We start from the raw sequence: 17,006 nt of genomic DNA, 5'->3' as shown, positions 1-17,006 counted from the left end.
CCCAACAAAGCTCGTGGCCCGACGGCCGTGATGTGAGCCTGTGATGGATCGCGAAAAGGCTGAGCAAAATCCCGCTGATTTGGCGTTGGTCGAAGCTGCGCGTGCGAACGCACCGAGCGGCCCTACCTTCGTGAGCGTGTGCATCACCTGCAGGAACGCCGATGGCGGCGCCGTGGTCGGCCCCGATATGTTTGAAGCGGTCAAGGCCGCGATCGGTTCGTCCGATCACGTTCAGGTGCGGCCGGTGCAATGCCTTAGCGTCTGCAAGCGGCCCGCAACCGTCGCGGTGTCAAGTGCTGATGGTTACACGTTCTTGTTCGGCGATCTGCAGACCGAGAGCGGCACTGCGGCCCTCGTATCGTTTGTCGAGTCCTACCGTAACTCCGACTACGGCCTGGTGCCGTGGCGCGAGCGGGCGGAAGTTCTGCGCAAGGGCATGGTGGCGCGCGTGCCGCCGATGCGCTGGTCGCCGGACGACGGCAGCGCACCGAAATGACTGTTCTTGCCACCACGCTGGTGCTGGGCGGCGCGCGCTCTGGCAAATCCGCGTTCGCCGAGCGATTGGTCGCGGACAGCGGACTTGCGCGGATCTACCTCGCCACCGCGACTGCGGGCGACGACGAGATGCGCTCGCGCATCGCCCATCATCGTCAGCGGCGGGGCGACGGTTGGATCACCGTCGAGGAGCCGCTGGCGCTGGTCGATGCGCTGACCCGGGAGGCCATCCATGGCCGTGCCGTGCTGGTGGACTGCCTGACCTTGTGGCTGTCAAACCTGATGCTTGCGGGGCGCGACCCCGAAGTGGAAGCGCGCCGGTTCACGCGATTTCTCGGCGTGGCCCAATATCCCGTCGTCCTGGTGTCAAACGAGGTCGGCCTTGGTCTCGTGCCCGAGACGCCGCTCGGCCGCAGCTTTCGCGATGCCCAGGGCCGCCTCAACCAGATCGTCGCCGCCACCGTCCCCAATGTTGTTTTCATCGCCGCCGGGCTTCCGCTCTGGCTGAAGCGCTCGACTTAAAGGAGAATATTGAAATGTCCCGTGTCCCCGTCACCGTGCTCACCGGATTTCTCGGCGCCGGCAAGACCACGCTGCTGCGTTCGCTGCTGACGCAGGCCGATGGCCGCCGGATCGCCGTGATCGTCAATGAGTTCGGCGATGCCGGATTTGACGGGGGACTGGTCGAGGAGTGCGCCGCAAGGGCCTGCGCGCCCGGCGATATCGTCGAACTCACCAACGGCTGCATCTGTTGCGCGGTCGCCGATGATTTCATTCCGACCATGGACAAACTGCTGACGCGCGACCGGCCGCTGGATGCCATCGTCATCGAGACGTCGGGCCTGGCGTTGCCGCAACCGCTGTTGAAGGCATTCGACTGGCCCGCGGTGCGCACCCGCGCCACGGTCGACGGCGTGGTCACGGTGGTTGATGCATTGGCGCTGTCGGAAGGCCGCGTCACCATCGACGAGGATGCCGTTGCCGCGCAACGGGCCGCCGACGATTCCCTCGATCACGACGATCCGATCGAGGAGGTATTCGAAGATCAGCTTGCCTGCGCCGATCTGGTGGTGCTTTCCAAGAGCGATCTGGTTTCACCGGCGGCGCTGGCTGGGATCGAGGCGCGTCTCAAAGCCGTGCTGCGGCCCGGCGTCAACATGGTGCGTTCCAAGGGCGATATGGCGGCGCCGGTTTTGATCGGCCTGAACGCCGCCGCGGAAGACGACATGGCAGCGCGCGCCGGCCACCACGGCGAGGAGGAGCAGCACGATCACGACGATTTCGACAGCATCGTCGTGATGCCGCCCGCGGCCGCTAGCGTCGATGCCATGCGCGCGCGCGTCACTAGTGCCCTGAATCTCACTGGCGTGTTGCGCGTCAAGGGGCACGCCCGCATCGCCGACAAGTCGGCTCCGATCGTGGTGCAGGGCGTCGGCGGGCGGGTTGACCTCGCATTCGCGCGGCCCGACGCGATGCAGGCACAGCATCTCGTAGTGATCGGCCTGAAGGGTTTTGACGGCGATGCGGTTCGCCGGGCGCTGCAGGGGTAGCAGGGGACCTCCACGCGGATGCACCTGAAGCTCGACAGTAGCGGTAGTATCGATGATGGCGACGTCGCCCGCGATCTCGGGCAGGAGCCCGCCGATATCGTCGTGCTGTCAGCGGCCGATAGCGACCTCGCCGCCTTCGGTGCGGCCCATGCGGCGCTGGACGGCGATTTTCCGAGCCTGCGACTCACCAATCTGCTCGCGCTCGGGCACCCGGCTTCCGTTGACCTATATGTCGAGCGCACGTTGTGCCGGGCCAGGATCGTGGTGCTCCGGATGCTCGGCGGCGAAAGCTATTGGCCGCACGGCGTCGAAAGCCTGCGGGCCGACGCACTGCGCCGTGGGGCGCTGTTTGCGTGCATACCCGGCGAGATGGACTGGAACGCGGCCCTCGCGGCGCGCGGCACGCTCGGAAGCGATGAAACCCACACGCTCTGGCGCTACTGCAGCGAGGGCGGTGTCGAGAATGCCGAGCTCGCGCTGCGTTTCGCCGCGCATCTGATCGGACACGGCGAGGCGCCGCCGCAGGCAAGACCGATGCCGTCGGCCGGCTTCTGGCGCGGCGAACCTGATAACGATGAGCGCCCCAATGCCATCGTCATCTTCTACCGTGCGCTGGTGGCGGGCGGCGATACCGCGGGCATCGATGCGCTGCGGGCAGCGCTTCTGGCGCGCGGTCTCAATGCAGTGTGCCTGTTCGTCACCAGCCTGAAAGATCAACGGTCGGCGGCATTCCTGCGCGCGGCGCTGTCGGCGTATCCGCCCGACATCATCATCAACGCCACCGCGTTTGCCACGGCGACCGCTGACGACGACGCGGGCATCCTTGCGACATCCGACTGCCCGGTTCTGCAGGTGGCGCAGGCCGGCATATCCCGCGCGAATTGGGAAGGCTCCTCGCGCGGATTAAATCCGCGCGATCTCGCCATGCATGTGGTGCTGCCGGAAGTCGATGGCCGCATCTTTGCCAACGTCATCGCCTTCAAGGAGCGCGGCGAGAGCTTGGCCGGTTTCGCGCCGACGACATTCCAGCCGGTGGCCGATCGCGTCGATGCAACGGCTGATCTCGCGCTAGCCTGGGTACGATTGCGCCGCGCCGAGCCGGCTGCGCGCCGCGTCGCCATTGTGCTCGCGAATTATCCCAACCGCGACGGCCGGCTCGCCAACGGCGTCGGCCTCGATACGCCGCAAAGCCTGATCGATATTCTCGCCGCGATGCGCGGCGCAGGCTATCTCATCGGCGAGGCGCCGGATGACGCCGCCGCCATGATGGCGCTGTTGCAGGAAGGACCCACCAACGCCATCAAGGGCCGCGCGTTACGTTCCGGCGGCGTTTCGTGGCCACTCGCGAATTATGCGGCTGCGTTCGCTGAACTGCCTGAGAACGTGCAGCGCGCCGTCGAGTCTCGATGGGGAAGACCGCAGCAGGACCCGCATGTCGTCGCGGGAGAACTTCGCCTCGGACTGCATCGCTTCGGCAACGTCGTTATCGGCGTGCAGCCGGCCCGCGGCTACAACATCGATCCCAAGAGCAGCTATCACGACCCGGATCTGGTGCCGCCGCATCACTATCTCGCGTTTTATCTATGGTTGCGGCGCGAATTCGGCCTGCATGCGATTGTGCATCTGGGCAAGCACGGCAATCTCGAATGGCTGCCCGGCAAGAGCACCGGCCTATCTGCGGATTGCCTGCCGGATGCCGTGCTGGGGCCGTTGCCGCATTTGTATCCCTTTATCGTCAACGATCCCGGTGAGGGCATCCAGGGCAAGCGCCGTAGCAGCGCGGTCATTGTCGATCATCTGACGCCGCCGATGACCCGCGCCGAATTGCACGACGACCTGGCGCGGCTGGAGACGCTGGTTGACGAATATGCGCTCGCCGCTGATCTCGACCCGAAGCGGGCCACCGTTCTGGCGGAGGACATCCTGTCGCTGGCGCGGGCGCAGCGGCTCGATGCGGATGTCAATGTGGCGCGGGATACGCCGATCAACGAGGCCTTGCGCGCGCTCGACGCCCATCTCTGCGATCTCAAGGAAATGCAGATCCGCGACGGCCTTCATATATTTGGCCGCGCGCCAGTCGATGGCCAGCGTAACGATCTCATCGTTTCGATCGCGCGGCTCCCCCGCTCGGATCTGAAGCTGCAGGATGCTTCATTGCATCGGGCGCTGGCGCGCGATCTCGGCCTTGGCGAATTCGATCCGCTGACCCGCAATCTCGCCGCCGGGTTCGAAGGACCGCGTCCCGCTATCCTGGCAAGGGCAAGCAGCGCTGCATGGCGTACAGCGGGCGACACCGTCGAGCGGATCGAATGGCTGGCTCTTCAACTGGTCGCCGGCGCGCAGCCCTGCGATGGTGCCTGGAGCCGGACGCGGGTGGTGCTGGACTGGATCGATTCCAAGCTTCGTCCCGTCATCGAGGCCTGCGGGGCGGCCGAGATCAACGCATTTCTGCGCGGGCTGGATGCTCGTTTCGTCCGGCCCGGTCCATCCGGCGCGCCGACACGGGGACGGCCGGACGTGCTGCCGACGGGACGTAATTTTTTCGCAGTCGACGTGCGGGCGGTGCCGACGCCTTCGGCATGGCGGATCGGGCAACTGGCGGCGGAACGCCTTGTCGAAGCGTATTGGCAGGAGGCCGGCGAATGGCCGCGCGCGATCGCGCTGTCGGTATGGGGCACCGCCAACATGCGCACGGGCGGCGACGACGTCGCCCAGGCGCTTGCCCTGATCGGCGCACGGCCGTTGTGGGAAGAGACGTCGGGCCGGGTCACGGGATTTGCCATTACGCCGCTCCGCGAATTGAAGCGTCCGCGCGTGGACGTGACGTTTCGCGTATCAGGACTATTCCGGGACGCGTTTCCGACGCAGATGGACATCATCGGAAGCGCCGTCAACGCCATCGCAATGCTCGATGAGCCGGAAGAAGCCAACCCTATTGCCGCCAATGTTCGTATCCGGCGCAAGGCGCTCGAGGCCGGCGGGATGGATAGCAAGGCCGCGCAACGCCGCGCCGCATATCGGGTGTTCGGCTCCAAGCCCGGTGCCTATGGCGCGGGTCTCCAGGCGCTGATGGACGAGGGAGGCTGGAGCAGTCGCGCCGATCTGGCCGACGTCTATCTCGATTGGGGCGGTTTCGCCTATGGCAGCGGCACCGAAGGCGAGAGCGCGCGGGACGATTTCGCCGAGCGCCTCAAGGGCGTCGATCTCGTCGCGCAGACCCAGGACAATCGCGAACACGATATCCTGGATTCCGACGACTATTATCAGTTCATGGGCGGTCTGGCGGCAACGGTGCAAACCCTGCGGGGCAGCGCGCCGCGGATTGCCCATATCGATACCTCGCGGCCGGAAGCGCCGCTGTCGCGGCCGCTCAGCCGCGAAATATCGCGGGTCGTGCGCGGCCGCGCCGCCAATCCGAAATGGATCGCCGGCGTGATGCGCCACGGCTACAAGGGCGCATTCGAGATTGCGGCCACGGTGGACTATCTGTTTGGCTTCGCGACCTCGACCAACGCCGTTTCCAACCATCATTTCGATCAACTGTTCGCTTCCTATCTGGAAGACGAGCGCGTACGAGCCTTCATGCTATCAGCCAACCCGGCGACGCTGCGTGAGACTGCGGCGCGTTTTGCCGAGGCGATCCGGCGCGGATTGTGGACCCCGCGCTCCAATCGCGCCGCCGACCTGATCGCCGAACTCTTGCCGATAGCGCAGAAGGAAATCGCATGACCGGAATCCCAACTGAAGCAGATCAAGCAGAGAACGAACGGCACCGCGAGAAGGCGCGCAAGCACAAGGCGGCGCGCGACAAGATCATGGCAACCAAGACCGGCGAGAAGGGGCTCTTGATCGTCAATACCGGAACCGGCAAGGGCAAAACATCGGCCGCGCTCGGTATGGTGTTTCGGCACATCGGCCATGGCTATCCCGTTGCGGTCGTGCAGTTCACCAAATCACCGACGTGGGACACCGGCGAGGCCAAGGTGCTGGCGAAATTCCCCGAGCTCGTGACGCTGCACATCATGGGCGAAGGCTTCACCTGGGAAACCCAGGATCGCGAGCGCGACATCGCCGCCGCCACCAAAGGCTGGGAACGCGCCAAGGAGCTCATCCGCGACGACCGCCATCGCCTGGTGTTGCTGGACGAACTCAACATCGTGCTGCGCTACGATTACCTCGACCTCAACGACGTCCTGAGCTTCCTGCGCGAGGAAAAGCCCGCCGACAAGCATGTCGTCATCACCGGCCGCAATGCCAAGCCGGAACTGATCGAGATGGCCGATCTCGTCACCGAAATGACGCTGGTGAAGCACCCCTTCCGCGCGGGCGTGAAGGCCCAGAAAGGTATCGAATTCTGATGGAGCAGCCGACGCCTGCGCTGATGATCCAGGCCACCGGCTCCAACGCCGGCAAGTCGACGATCGTCGCAGGGCTGGCCCGGGCGCTGGTGCGACGTGGATTGAGAGTCGCGCCGTTCAAGCCGCAGAACATGTCGAACAATGCCGCCGTGGCAATCGAGGGCGGCGAGATCGGCCGCGCCCAGGCCGTGCAGGCGAGGGCGGCTAGGGTGCCGCCGAGCGTTCACATGAACCCGGTGCTACTGAAGCCGGAGAGCGACACCGGCGCGCAAATCATCGTGCAGGGAAAGCGCTGGGGTACGCTGCGCGCAAAAAACTATCTGGACAAGAAAACCGCCCTGCTGCCGGCGGTGCTGGAGAGTTTCGCTCATCTCGCGCGAGATGCCGATATCGTGTTGGTGGAAGGTGCCGGCAGCCCGGCGGAGATCAACCTTCGCGCCGGCGATATCGCCAATATGGGATTTGCCGCGGCCGCCAATGTGCCCGTGGTGATGCTCGGGGACATCGATCGCGGCGGCGTCATTGCAAGCCTTGCCGGCACGCACCTGGTTCTGGAGCCGGACGAACGGGCGCGGATCCACGGCTTCATCGTCAACAAGTTTCGCGGCGACGTTGGATTGTTTGGCGAGGGGCTCGCGTCGATCACCCGCTTCACGGGCTGGCCTTCGCTGGGTGTCGTGCCGTGGCTGCCGCAGGCAGGATGGTTGCCGGCGGAAGATGCCGTCGACCTTGACCGCGCACATGGATCATCGTCCACACGCGTCATCGCGGTGCCTGTTCTCGCCCGCATCGCCAATTTCGACGATCTCGATCCGCTCGGGATGGAGCCCGGCGTCAAGCTGGTCTTCGTCAAGCCCGGTGAGCCGATCCCCGCCGAGGCTCAAATCGTCATTCTTCCCGGCAGCAAGTCCACGATCGGCGATCTTGCCTTTTTGCGTGCGCAGGGCTGGGATACCGACATCAAGGCGCATGTGCGCCGTGGCGGCCATGTGCTCGGGCTGTGCGGTGGTTATCAAATGCTCGGCCGCACCATCGCCGATCCGGACGGCGTGGATGGCCGGGCCGGCATAGTCGAGGGCCTGGGCTTGCTCGACATCACGACCGTCATGAGCGCAGACAAATCCACTACGCTGGTGAGTGGCAGGCATTGCTCGACCGGCGCTGCGATCAGCGGCTACGAAATTCATCTCGGCCGCAGCGAAGGCGAAGATTGCGCGCGGCCCTTGCTCGATATCGATGGCCGCGCCGACGGCGCCAGCTCGGCCGATGGCCGCGTGCAGGGGACATATGTCCACGGCCTGTTCACCGGTGACGCCTTTCGTAAGGCCTGGCTCGCGCATTTCGGTATCGCATCTTCGCTGGCCTATGAGGCCCGCATCGAAGCGGCGCTGGACGCCCTCGCCGACCATCTGGAACGGCATCTCGACATGGGCCAAATCCTGAAGATTGCCCGCAGCCGTCAGGTAACGAGCACCAGCGTGGCATAGACTGCTGCCTGCAGCAGACAAGCTGCGATCAACAGGTTGAGCGCGCGGCCGATCTCGCCGGGCGTCGCGTCTTTACGTGCCGCAGCATTGAGAAAGGCATCGTCGACGACCCGTTCGCCATAGCGGCGCGGCCCCGCCAGCGCCAGGCCAAGGGCGCCGGCGGTGGCGCTTTCCGGCCACCCGGCGTTGGGAGAGCGATGCTTTCCGGCATCGCGCCACATCACCTTGAGTGCTGCTATTGTCGAACCGCCTGCGACCGGTGCAACCATCGCCACTAGAAATCCCGATAGCCGCGCCGGGATCAAATTGACGAGATCGTCCAACCTAGCGGCAGCCCAGCCGAAGGACTGGTAGCGCGGACTGAGATGGCCGATTATGGAGTCGGCGGTATTGATGGCCTTGTAGGCGATCAGGCCCGGCAGTCCCAATAGTGCCAGCCAGAATGCCGGCGCCACCACACCGTCGGAGAAGCTTTCGGCGCAGGATTCGATCGCCGCGCGGCTGACGCCAGCCTCGTCGAGCCGATCCGGATCGCGGCCGACGATCATGGAAACGGCGCGGCGTGCTTCAGAGAGCCCGCCATCGGCGAAGGCCGCGCGTACCTGCGCGACATGCTGATAGAGGCTCCGCTGCGCGATCAGCGTCGACGCGATCAATCCATCCAGAAGGTGGCCGAACGCGATCTGCCGCAACGCCAGCTCGATCAAAAAACCGGATACTGCAGAAACAGCCAGAAGCAAAATCATCACACTCACACCGGCCAATTTCCGGTGCATAGGGGACCGCTTGTCGCGGTTGAGCTTACGATCGAGAAATCCAATGAGCGCGCCACCCAGGGCTACCGGATGCGGCAACCGCCGCCATAGCCAGTCGGGATCTCCGATGAAGGCGTCGAACGCCAGGGCCGCAACGACAACATAGAGCGTATCGCTCCAGATCAGCACGTCAGTGCGCCACGCGTTCGAGTTCGGAGGCGAGGCGATCGAGCGCTTCCGACAATCTCGGGCCGCCGCACACGGTCAGCTTTTCAGGGACGACGATACGCTTCGATGCTGGATAGAAGTGCTCCAGCGCCGGATGCAGCAGGAAAGCCCGGCCTTCGTCTTCGGCAACATCACCGGCCTCTGATACCAGCAGGAAATCGGGCCTCAAACTGACGATCGCTTCCAGCGAGGCAAATCCGCCCAGTTTGAAGCCGAGATCGGCGGCTGCATTGCTGAGGCCTGCAGTGGCCAGCAGCGAATTCATCAAGCTGTCGCCGCCGGGAACCCAGCCGCGCCTGGACAGTGCCAGCACCCGATATGATCTGCGTGACACCACTTCGCGCGCATGCGCAATCGCTGCATTGAGCCGTGTGATCTCGGCGGCGGCGCGGTCGGGATGCTGCACGAGTTCGCCCATCTGGCGAATTTGCTTTTTCACATCATCCAATGAACGAGCGGCGTCAAATTCGACAACGCGCAGTCCCTTTTCCTTCAGCAGCTCCCGTGTCGCGCGCTTGGTGAAGCGCCCGGCGAGGACAGCATCCGGCTTTAGAACCAAGACGTCTTCGGCTTCCCCGGAGAGTTTTGGGAATTGCGCGGCCTTGGCCGGGTCCCAGGAGCGGGCTGGATCGCGGGAATAGGGGCTGAGGCCGAGAATTTGATCCGGGTCCGCCAATGTCACCAGCCACTGGTCGGTGCACAGGTTGATCGAGGCGATCCGCGGCAGCTCGGCGGCGTATGAAGTGCTTTGCAGGCCGATGCAGCAGAGAACTGTCAGGGCGACAAGAACGCTTCGCGGCCTCTCGCATTTTGAAGCCGATGATGGCAAGAAGCGCGCATGAAGCATGGTGGTGACCTTACCGAGGCAATCGCGCGCCATGGCGGCGATCCCGGCAGTTGGCTGGATTTGTCGACCGGGATCAACCCCTGGCCGTGGCCAATTCCGCAGCATCTGCCGGACCACGCATGGCGGCGTTTGCCCTCGCGCGCTGAATCGGAGGCATTGCTGGAAGCGGCGCGAAAAACCTATGGCGTGCCCGCCGGTGCCGGCATCGCCGCGGCGTCCGGGACGCAGGCGCTGATTCAGTTGCTGCCCTATCTGGCGGCGCCCGGGCCGGTGGCGATCGTCGGGCCGACCTATGGCGAACATGCGCTCGCCTGCCGCAATGCGGGGCATCCGGTGATCGCGATCGACGATCTCGCAGCTTGCCCCGCAGATGCCGTCCACGCGGTCGTCGTCAACCCCAACAATCCCGATGGCCGCGCCACCGATCGCGCCGTGCTGACGCGGATTGCGGCACGACTGAAGGAACGTGGCGGATGGCTTGTCGTCGACGAAGCATTCGCCGATGTCGATCCGGCGATCAGTGCGGTCGCGTTGTGCCCCGATTGGCCCATCGTGATCTTGCGCTCGTTCGGAAAATTCTATGGCCTCGCCGGATTGCGGCTGGGATTTGCGATCGGTGCGCCTGACATCATCGCGCGCATCGCTGAAGCGCTCGGGCCATGGCCGTGTTCCGGGCCGGCTCTGTTGATCGGTACCGCGGCGCTCGGCGATCAAGCATGGGCCGATCACGCGCGCGGCACGCTCGAACAGCAGGCCCGCAAGCTCGACCAGGTTTTGGCCAAGGCCGGCTTTGGGATTGCCGGAGGCACGCCGTTGTTCCGGCTTGCCCGGCATCCCGATGCTCAGAAGTTGCACGCCGCGCTGGCGCGGCGGCATATCTGGTGCCGGCGTTTCGACTGGGCTGGCGACCTCCTGCGGTTTGGGCTGCCGCCTGACGCTGCCGGTCTTGACCGCCTGGCGGCTGCGTTGAGCGACTAGGTCGACCATCGCTCAAGCCTCCGCCCAGGGCACGATCACGGCCTCGTTGCGATAATCGGCGCGGTACGCGCGGATCCGGAACACATCGGCCATGACCTGCTCCGAAAGCGCATCTGCGGGCATTCCTTGCGCAAGGAGCCGGCCGTTCGACAGCACGAGCACGGTGTCGGCAAAGCGTGCGGCGAGCCCGAGATCGTGCGTCACCACCACGACCAGCACGCCGCGGTCGGCGGCGCTGCGCAGGTTGAGCATGACGTCGATCTGGTAACGCGGATCGAGCGAAGCGGTCGGTTCGTCCGCGAGCAGAATCGGTGCTTCGACCGCGAGCACCCGCGCCAGCGCGACGCGGCTGCGTTCGCCGCCGGATAGTTCCGTGACTGGGCGGTCCGAAAATTCAACGACATTGGTCGCCTGCATCGCGCGCAACACGGCCTGTTCGTCGTGCGAGGAAAGCCGTGCCGGATCGGTGGCGCCATGCGGGTATCGGCCAAGCGCGACCACGTCCCTGGCCGGCAACGGCCAATGCACCAGATGGCCCTGCGGCAGGTAGCCAAAACGCTTGGCACGCTCCCGCAGCGAAAGCGACGACAGATGATCGCCGCCGACCTCGATCGTACCGGTCGATGAAACCAGACCCGCCAGCGCGCGAAGCAGCGTGGTCTTGCCGGCTCCGTTCGGTCCTACCAAGGCGACAAGCTGCATTGAGGCCAGCGACAGCGAGACATCGTGCAGGACGGTTCGGCCCGCCAGCATCACTTCGAGCCGCTCGGCAGCCAGCATCGGCTTTCCGCTCATGCGACGCCTCCACCAAGCGCCCGCCGTTCGCGCACGATCAGATAGAGGAAGAACGGCACGCCGATGATCGAGGTGAGCACGCCCACCTTGATATCGGTCGTGGACGGAATGATCCGTAGCGCGATATCCGCGGCCAGCAACAGCGCCGCGCCGGCCAGCGCGCTCGGGATCAGCAGGCGCGCCGGATCGTGGCCGATCAAGGGCCGCACCAGATGCGGGGCGACCAGGCCGATAAAGCCGATTGCCCCGCTGACGGCCACCGCGCCGCCGACCCCCAGCGCGACGCCCGCGATCACCGTTAATCTCAACCGGCCGACATCGACGCCAAGGCTTTGCGCGGTCTCTTCGCCAAGGCTCAGCGCGCGAAAGGCGCTGCGCTGGCTGATCAGCACGGCGGCACCCGCGATGATGAACGGCGATGCGAGCATGACATGGCGGAAGCTGCGGTCCTCCAGCGAGCCGAGCAGCCAGAACGCGATTTCAAGCGCGGCAAAGGGATTGGACGATAGGTTCATCACCAGCGCGGTCGCCGCTCCCGCGAGGCTGGAAATCGCCAGGCCCGAAAGGATCAGTAGCAGCAGGCCGGCGTTTCTTCCGGCGATGCCGAGCAGCACGAACACCGACGCGAACGCCATCGTGATTCCCGCGACCGGCAGCGCGTAGGATCGGACGTCGGCCCAGCCAAGTGCAATCATCAGCACGGCGCCAAACGCGGCCGATTGCGGCGCCCCGAACAGGGAAGGCGACGCCAGCGGATTGCGCAGCAGGCCCTGCAGCGCAGCGCCCGAGAGGCCGAGTATCGCACCGATGGCCAGTCCAAGGATCATTCGCGGCAGGCGAATTTCCGCGACGATGATCCGCTGTACGTCGGTCCCGCCGCCGAGCAGAGCCTCGAGCACGGTCAGCGGCGACAGCCGCACGGGTCCAATGCCGAGCGAGCCAAGCGCCAGCAGTGCCACCAGCGCAGCAAGCCCGGCGGTTGCGATCACCTGTCGTCTTGCGGCATCGGTGCTCACCATGTGGCGCTAAACCCCGCATACGCCGCCGGACCGGTGGTGCCGAAGTTGAAAACCTCCTGATAGTGCTCGTTCAGGATATTCTCGCCGCGCGCAAACACCTTCCAGTTCTTATCAATCTTGTACTCGGTATAGAGATCGACGCGGGTATAGGCGTCGACCTGGCTGGTCTGGCCGGCGCTGCTGAAGCGCTTGGAGACCGTGAGTATGCGGGGCTCGATCAGCCATCTGTCGGTCGGCGTGATGGTCAGCGTGAAGCGCGCCAGGTTTTTCGGCCGCCGCGCCAACACCAGCCCGGTCGCAAGATCGACCGCGTGCAGGTAGGTGTAGGCCGCGTTGAACTTCACGAGGCCCGGCAGAACATCGATCGTTGGGCCCACCTCCACGCCGCTAGTCTCGGCGCGGGCGACATTGACGTAGCAACCAGTCTGAATGCCTCTGCACGGATTGGCGGTTGGTGTCGACGACACAAAGTTGATGAGGTTACTGAAGTCGTTCGAGAAGCCGGTGACCGAGGCGATGACGCGGCCATTGAACAGCGATTGATCGATGCCGGCGTCATAGCCGAAGCTCTGCTCGGGCTTCAGACCCGGCGAGCCGTTGGCCGGATCGTAGAGCTGAAACAGCGTCGGCGCCTTGGCGCCGGTGCCTGCGCTGGTGTGGAATCTGGTGCCGGTCTCGGCAATCGTGTAGGCCGCCGTCGCGCGCCAGGTTTCGAAGCGCGCCACATCAACCACATCGTCCACGCGTCCGCCGAGCGTGATGTTCAGCCGCTCGCCGATCGGGAGCTGCCACAACGTGAACACCGAATTGGTGTCTTGCGCTTTTCCAAGCAATGCATTTCGCGGCCCCGGGGTCGGCAGCAGATTGGTCGAGTAGGTGTCGGCGGTCTCGTGCTGTGTCCGGCTGCCGACGATCAGCGAACCGAAAGCGCCCAGCTTCAGATTGCCCTGATATTCCGCGCCGCTGCTATTGCCGATGAAGTCCGAAATGATTGACGTGGTGTTTTGCGGCAGTTTGTTGGTTTTGTAGGTGACATCGTTGAAGGAGCGGTCGATATGGGTGTCAAATACGTTCAGGCTATGGGTCAGGATGCCCCCGAATGTATCGATCGAGGCACGTCCCCACACCTGCTGTAAAAGCCTCGTCGCGCTTGAAGGTGTATCGGGAAACGCGCCGGTCGATTGGTCATAGGCCGATCGTGTGAATGAGGAGAGCATACCGGTTTCCAGTCGTACGCCTTCACCGGCGTCGTAGCCGAAGCGGGCCGAGCCGCCGAGACGGTCGAAACCGTCGCGTTCCAGCGGGCCGAATTTGGCCTCCAGCGGCGGGATCCGATAACCAAAGCGGGAGAAGCCGTTGCTGTGTTGCGCGGCGCCGGTGACGGCGTAAGACCACGGGCCTGACGATCCGATCATCGATCCGTTGGTCACCGCGGTGCCATAGCTGCCGCCTTCGGTGCGGACATTGAACTGCGCCGGGCCGGTGCCCTTCTTGGTGATGATGTTGACGACACCGCCAATCGCGTCCGAACCATAGAGCGCGCTCTGCGGGCCTTTCAGCACCTCGATCCGCTCAATGGCGCTTGGCGCAAACATCGCGAAATCGAAATCGCCGCTCGCGGCGGTCGGGTCGTTGATCCGGATGCCGTCGATCATCACCAGGGTCTGGCCGGTATTGGCGCCGCGCAGCCGGATGTTCGCGGTCGAACCCGGACCGCCACTCTCAGAAATGTCGAGGCCGGGAACGGTTCGCAGCGCGTCGACCAGCGAGCCGGGATTGCTGGTTGCCAGCGTCTCGCCCTTGACCACGCTGATCGAGCTGCCGGTGCGGCTGATCGGCTCGGACTCCCTGTCGGCCGTCACCACCACCACCTCCGCCGGCTGTGCGGGCGGGGCAGGCGTATTATTCGCGGCCGGCCGCACCGGGCCGGCCCTGCTTCGATCTCGATTTTTGGGAGTTGTACGGGCCGGTTTTGGCGGAGCGTCCGGATTGATCACCACCGGCGGAAGTTGATCCGAGTTCGACCGCGCGTACGCAGCGCTGTGACAATAAGCCAACGCAACAATGGCCGCCGAGCCGGCAGCATATCCTAGCCAATTCATAGTGCCCCTTCCGTCGACCCACCGTCGAACGAGTTGATTTCTCGTCAGCGGCCGGTCTCCTGGCTCGCGGTGGTCTGCGATCCGCCTTCCCAGGCTTGAAGCCCAGTGGCCGTTTGGATCGCGAATGCCGCTTACAGTTGCGGGGGCAGCTGCGGAGTAGGGGCAATTGCCCCGCACCGCATTCCCGTTTCACCTTCTTTCGAAGGCACCGATGACGAATCCAAATAAGCACAATAGCGCGCGCACTTCAAACAGGTCTGAACAGGCGGCGTCTATTGCTGTTGACGATCAGGGTATGCAAGCGCTTTGAATTCCGCGGTTCTCACGCGATTCTCACTCCAAACCGGGAAATCCCGCGAAGCATAGGCAAAGGCCATGACCATCGATCCGCCAGCCGTGCCGCACTTTGACCAGGCTTTCCGCGCCCGCCTATACGATCTGTTTGGCTGGCGCCGCGACGTGCGCCGGTTTCGCAGGGATCCTCTGCCGCCCAGCCTGCTGGAGCGATTGATTGAAATCGGCTGTCAGGCGCCGTCCGTCGGGCTGTGTCAGCCCTGGCGTTTCGTGGTGGTGGATGACCCCGGCCGCCGGCAGAAGGTGGTTGAAAATTTCGAGGCCTGCAACCGCGATGCGCTCGGAGATTATACCGGCGATTTATCTATTCGGTACGCCGCGCTGAAACTGGCCGGATTGCGCGAGGCGCCATGTCACCTGGCCGTGTTTGCCGATCGTTCGACAGGCGTCGGCCACGGGCTTGGCCGGCGCACGATGCCCGAGATGGCAGACTATTCCGTCGTGACCGCAGTCTTTTCAATCTGGCTGGCATCCCGCGCCGAGGGCATCGGCATGGGCTGGATATCGATCCTCGATCCCTGCGCCATAACGGAGATTCTGGATGTCCCGAAGGACTGGCGCTTGATCGGATATTTCTGCCTCGGCTATCCGCAGGCTGACGACGACCGCCCAGAACTTGAGCGCGCCGGTTGGGAGGAACGCCGGCCTGCCGGAGATTTCATTTTTCGGCGATGATTCTTGTAACCATGCGACCCGTCAGGCCGTTCATCGCGTGGTCGCAAGCTGCAGTGCGAGCGCGCAGGCACGGTCGTATTCGTCGAGATTGATCCACTCGTCGATCGTGTGCGGCTCGTTCTGGCCGGCGCCGAAGGTCACCGTCGGCACGCCGTGCCGGACCATCCAGTTCGCATCCAAGCCGCCACTAGCGGCGCGGATATTCGCTGTCGCGCCGACGCCGGACACGGCCGCGACTGCCCGTTTGACCACCGGCAAGCTCTCCTTCATGCGGAACGGATAATAGTCGGTCTCGGCCCTGAACTTGATGCGGCCCGACTTGCCGGCGCTGTTCTTCACCTTCTTTGCAGCCTTCTCGAACGCCGCCTTGTAGGCTTTCGTGATCTCCTTGAAGAACTTTGCATCGTGACTGCGGCTTTCGCCGCGCACATGCACATAGTCGGTGACGACATTGGTGGCGTCGCCGGCCGGCCGTCCGTCGCCGCCGGTGACGGGACCGACATTGCTGGTGCCCTGCCTTTTGCCCTTCACCACCTTGCCGAACCAGCCGCCGGCCTTCACGTCGGCGAGCGCAAGCGCCAAAATCATCGTCGAGCTGATCCCGCGCTCCGGCGCGACGCCGGCGTGCGAGGCGCGGCCGAAAATCTCGACGTGCCAGCGATCCGCGCCGACGGCACCGATCGTGACGTTGGAGGCAGAGCCGCCGTCGTAGTTGAAGGCCATGGCAGGGGAGCCGAGCTCGTCGGTCTTGACGTATCGTGCCCCGTATAGCCCGCTCTCCTCGCGCACGCAGAACAGCAGCGTGATCGGCGGATGATCGAGATTCTGCTTCGCCAGCTCAGACGCCAGCGTCACGAGAACGCCGCAACCGGCACGGTTGTCGCCGCCGAGCGCGGTCTTCGCCTCGTTGACGATCTTGCGCCCCTTCAGCTTCGGCTTGGCGCCGGCGCACAGCGGCACGGTGTCCATGTGGGTCATGAACATGATGCGGGGCTGGTTGTGCATCGCGCCGCGGCCGGGCAGGTCGACAATGAGGTTGCCGGTCTCCGTCGGCACGGGAATCCGTGTGTTGGCGTCGTCGAGGCGGATCGCCTCCGCCGGCACGCCACTTTCCTGCAGCGCGGCGGCCAATTCGCGCCCGATCGCGGCCTCCTTTCCGGTCACGCCCTCGACGGCGAGGAAGCGAAGGAGACGATCGGTGGCGGCCTGCGTGTCGACGGACATGACGGATCCCTTTTGACGAACGGTGCTTTGAAGCATCGTTCGCGGCACCTTGTTTCGCAAGGCAGCTCCGATACTTCGCTAGGGCAATTTAGAGCGGAGCAGGCGGGAATTCGTCAAGGCATCAAACGGCGGGTTGAAC

General features: G+C 64.6%; 14 protein-coding genes and 1 riboswitch. Of the genes, 8 read left to right on the top strand and 6 right to left on the bottom strand.

Going from position 1 to position 17,006, the window contains the following annotated elements; genetic code table 11:
- Positions 1-43 precede the first annotated feature (43 nt).
- Genes RX331_RS30260 through RX331_RS30235 form a run of 6 tightly spaced genes read left to right on the top strand, consistent with a single transcriptional unit; the run spans position 44 to position 7,890 of the window.
- A complete protein-coding gene (locus tag RX331_RS30260) occupies positions 44-496 on the top strand; it encodes a DUF1636 domain-containing protein (RefSeq protein ID WP_317253260.1) in 453 nt (150 codons plus the stop codon).
- Positions 493-1,017, top strand: coding sequence for a bifunctional adenosylcobinamide kinase/adenosylcobinamide-phosphate guanylyltransferase (cobU, locus tag RX331_RS30255; RefSeq protein WP_317253259.1), 525 nt, complete (start codon positions 493-495; stop codon positions 1,015-1,017). Before RX331_RS30260 ends, cobU begins: the two co-directional genes overlap by 4 nt.
- Before the next feature lie 14 nt (positions 1,018-1,031).
- Positions 1,032-2,045, top strand: coding sequence for a cobalamin biosynthesis protein CobW (gene cobW, locus RX331_RS30250; RefSeq protein WP_317253258.1), 1,014 nt, complete (start codon positions 1,032-1,034; stop codon positions 2,043-2,045).
- 18 nt (positions 2,046-2,063) lie between these two features.
- A complete protein-coding gene (gene cobN / locus RX331_RS30245) occupies positions 2,064-5,774 on the top strand; it encodes a cobaltochelatase subunit CobN (protein ID WP_317253257.1) in 3,711 nt (1,236 codons plus the stop codon).
- A complete protein-coding gene (gene cobO / locus RX331_RS30240) occupies positions 5,771-6,403 on the top strand; it encodes a cob(I)yrinic acid a,c-diamide adenosyltransferase (RefSeq protein ID WP_317253256.1) in 633 nt (210 codons plus the stop codon). The genes cobN and cobO overlap by 4 nt, the downstream gene beginning before the upstream one ends.
- Positions 6,403-7,890, top strand: a complete 1,488-nt coding sequence (locus RX331_RS30235; protein ID WP_317253255.1) for a cobyric acid synthase — start codon at positions 6,403-6,405, stop codon at positions 7,888-7,890. The genes cobO and RX331_RS30235 overlap by 1 nt, the downstream gene beginning before the upstream one ends.
- On the opposite strand, the gene cbiB is transcribed toward RX331_RS30235, so the two are convergent.
- Positions 7,863-8,834: an adenosylcobinamide-phosphate synthase CbiB gene (gene cbiB, locus RX331_RS30230; protein ID WP_317253254.1), complete on the bottom strand. Its 972-nt coding sequence runs from the start codon at positions 8,832-8,834 to the stop codon at positions 7,863-7,865. The two genes, RX331_RS30235 and cbiB, sit on opposite strands and share 28 nt — an antisense overlap.
- Position 8,835: 1 nt before the next feature.
- Positions 8,836-9,753 carry an ABC transporter substrate-binding protein gene (locus RX331_RS30225; protein ID WP_317253253.1) on the bottom strand — a complete coding sequence of 306 codons (918 nt, stop codon included), beginning with the start codon at positions 9,751-9,753 and terminating at the stop codon, positions 8,836-8,838.
- Here RX331_RS30225 and cobD point away from each other — a divergent pair.
- Positions 9,712-10,698, top strand: a complete 987-nt coding sequence (cobD, locus tag RX331_RS30220; protein ID WP_317253252.1) for a threonine-phosphate decarboxylase CobD — start codon at positions 9,712-9,714, stop codon at positions 10,696-10,698. The two genes, RX331_RS30225 and cobD, sit on opposite strands and share 42 nt — an antisense overlap.
- Positions 10,699-10,710: 12 nt before the next feature.
- Here cobD and RX331_RS30215 read toward each other — a convergent pair whose 3' ends face one another.
- Genes RX331_RS30215 through RX331_RS30205 form a run of 3 tightly spaced genes read right to left on the bottom strand, consistent with a single transcriptional unit; the run spans position 10,711 to position 14,377 of the window.
- Positions 10,711-11,493, bottom strand: coding sequence for an ABC transporter ATP-binding protein (locus RX331_RS30215; protein WP_317253251.1), 783 nt, complete (start codon positions 11,491-11,493; stop codon positions 10,711-10,713).
- Positions 11,490-12,512, bottom strand: coding sequence for an iron ABC transporter permease (locus RX331_RS30210; protein ID WP_317253250.1), 1,023 nt, complete (start codon positions 12,510-12,512; stop codon positions 11,490-11,492). Before RX331_RS30210 ends, RX331_RS30215 begins: the two co-directional genes overlap by 4 nt.
- Positions 12,506-14,377 (bottom strand): TonB-dependent receptor plug domain-containing protein, encoded by a 1,872-nt coding sequence (locus tag RX331_RS30205; protein WP_317253249.1) that lies wholly within the window; start codon positions 14,375-14,377, stop codon positions 12,506-12,508. The genes RX331_RS30210 and RX331_RS30205 overlap by 7 nt, the downstream gene beginning before the upstream one ends.
- A 268-nt stretch (positions 14,378-14,645) precedes the next feature.
- A riboswitch (cobalamin riboswitch) is annotated at positions 14,646-14,842 on the bottom strand.
- Positions 14,843-14,989: 147 nt separating this feature from the next.
- Between RX331_RS30205 and bluB the strand changes: the two genes are divergently transcribed.
- The gene (gene bluB / locus RX331_RS30200) at positions 14,990-15,643 is read left to right on the top strand and encodes a 5,6-dimethylbenzimidazole synthase (protein WP_317253248.1); all 654 of its coding nucleotides are present in this window, start codon (positions 14,990-14,992) and stop codon (positions 15,641-15,643) included.
- Between the two features lie 30 nt (positions 15,644-15,673).
- Here bluB and RX331_RS30195 read toward each other — a convergent pair whose 3' ends face one another.
- Positions 15,674-16,867: a M20/M25/M40 family metallo-hydrolase gene (locus RX331_RS30195; protein ID WP_317253247.1), complete on the bottom strand. Its 1,194-nt coding sequence runs from the start codon at positions 16,865-16,867 to the stop codon at positions 15,674-15,676.
- Positions 16,868-17,006: the final 139 nt, after the last annotated feature.

The organism is Bradyrhizobium sp. BWA-3-5 (assembly GCF_032917985.1).
Classification (GTDB): Bacteria; Pseudomonadota; Alphaproteobacteria; order Rhizobiales; family Xanthobacteraceae; genus Bradyrhizobium.
This window is presented reverse-complemented; position numbering and strand designations above follow the sequence as displayed.

Excerpts from the sequence above, each read along its gene's own strand:
- RX331_RS30225 (WP_317253253.1), bottom strand. The coding sequence starts at position 9,753 with ATGGCGCGCGATTGCCTCGGTAAGGTCACCACCATGCTTCATGCGCGC.
- RX331_RS30235 (WP_317253255.1), top strand. The coding sequence starts at position 6,403 with ATGGAGCAGCCGACGCCTGCGCTGATGATCCAGGCCACCGGCTCCAAC.
- cobO (WP_317253256.1), top strand. The coding sequence starts at position 5,771 with ATGACCGGAATCCCAACTGAAGCAGATCAAGCAGAGAACGAACGGCAC.
- cobW (WP_317253258.1), top strand. The coding sequence starts at position 1,032 with ATGTCCCGTGTCCCCGTCACCGTGCTCACCGGATTTCTCGGCGCCGGC.
- RX331_RS30210 (WP_317253250.1), bottom strand. The coding sequence starts at position 12,512 with ATGGTGAGCACCGATGCCGCAAGACGACAGGTGATCGCAACCGCCGGG.
- cobN (WP_317253257.1), top strand. The coding sequence starts at position 2,064 with ATGCACCTGAAGCTCGACAGTAGCGGTAGTATCGATGATGGCGACGTC.
- bluB (WP_317253248.1), top strand. The coding sequence starts at position 14,990 with ATGACCATCGATCCGCCAGCCGTGCCGCACTTTGACCAGGCTTTCCGC.
- RX331_RS30260 (WP_317253260.1), top strand. The coding sequence starts at position 44 with ATGGATCGCGAAAAGGCTGAGCAAAATCCCGCTGATTTGGCGTTGGTC.
- RX331_RS30195 (WP_317253247.1), bottom strand. The coding sequence starts at position 16,867 with ATGTCCGTCGACACGCAGGCCGCCACCGATCGTCTCCTTCGCTTCCTC.
- cobU (WP_317253259.1), top strand. The coding sequence starts at position 493 with ATGACTGTTCTTGCCACCACGCTGGTGCTGGGCGGCGCGCGCTCTGGC.
- RX331_RS30215 (WP_317253251.1), bottom strand. The coding sequence starts at position 11,493 with ATGAGCGGAAAGCCGATGCTGGCTGCCGAGCGGCTCGAAGTGATGCTG.
- cobD (WP_317253252.1), top strand. The coding sequence starts at position 9,712 with ATGAAGCATGGTGGTGACCTTACCGAGGCAATCGCGCGCCATGGCGGC.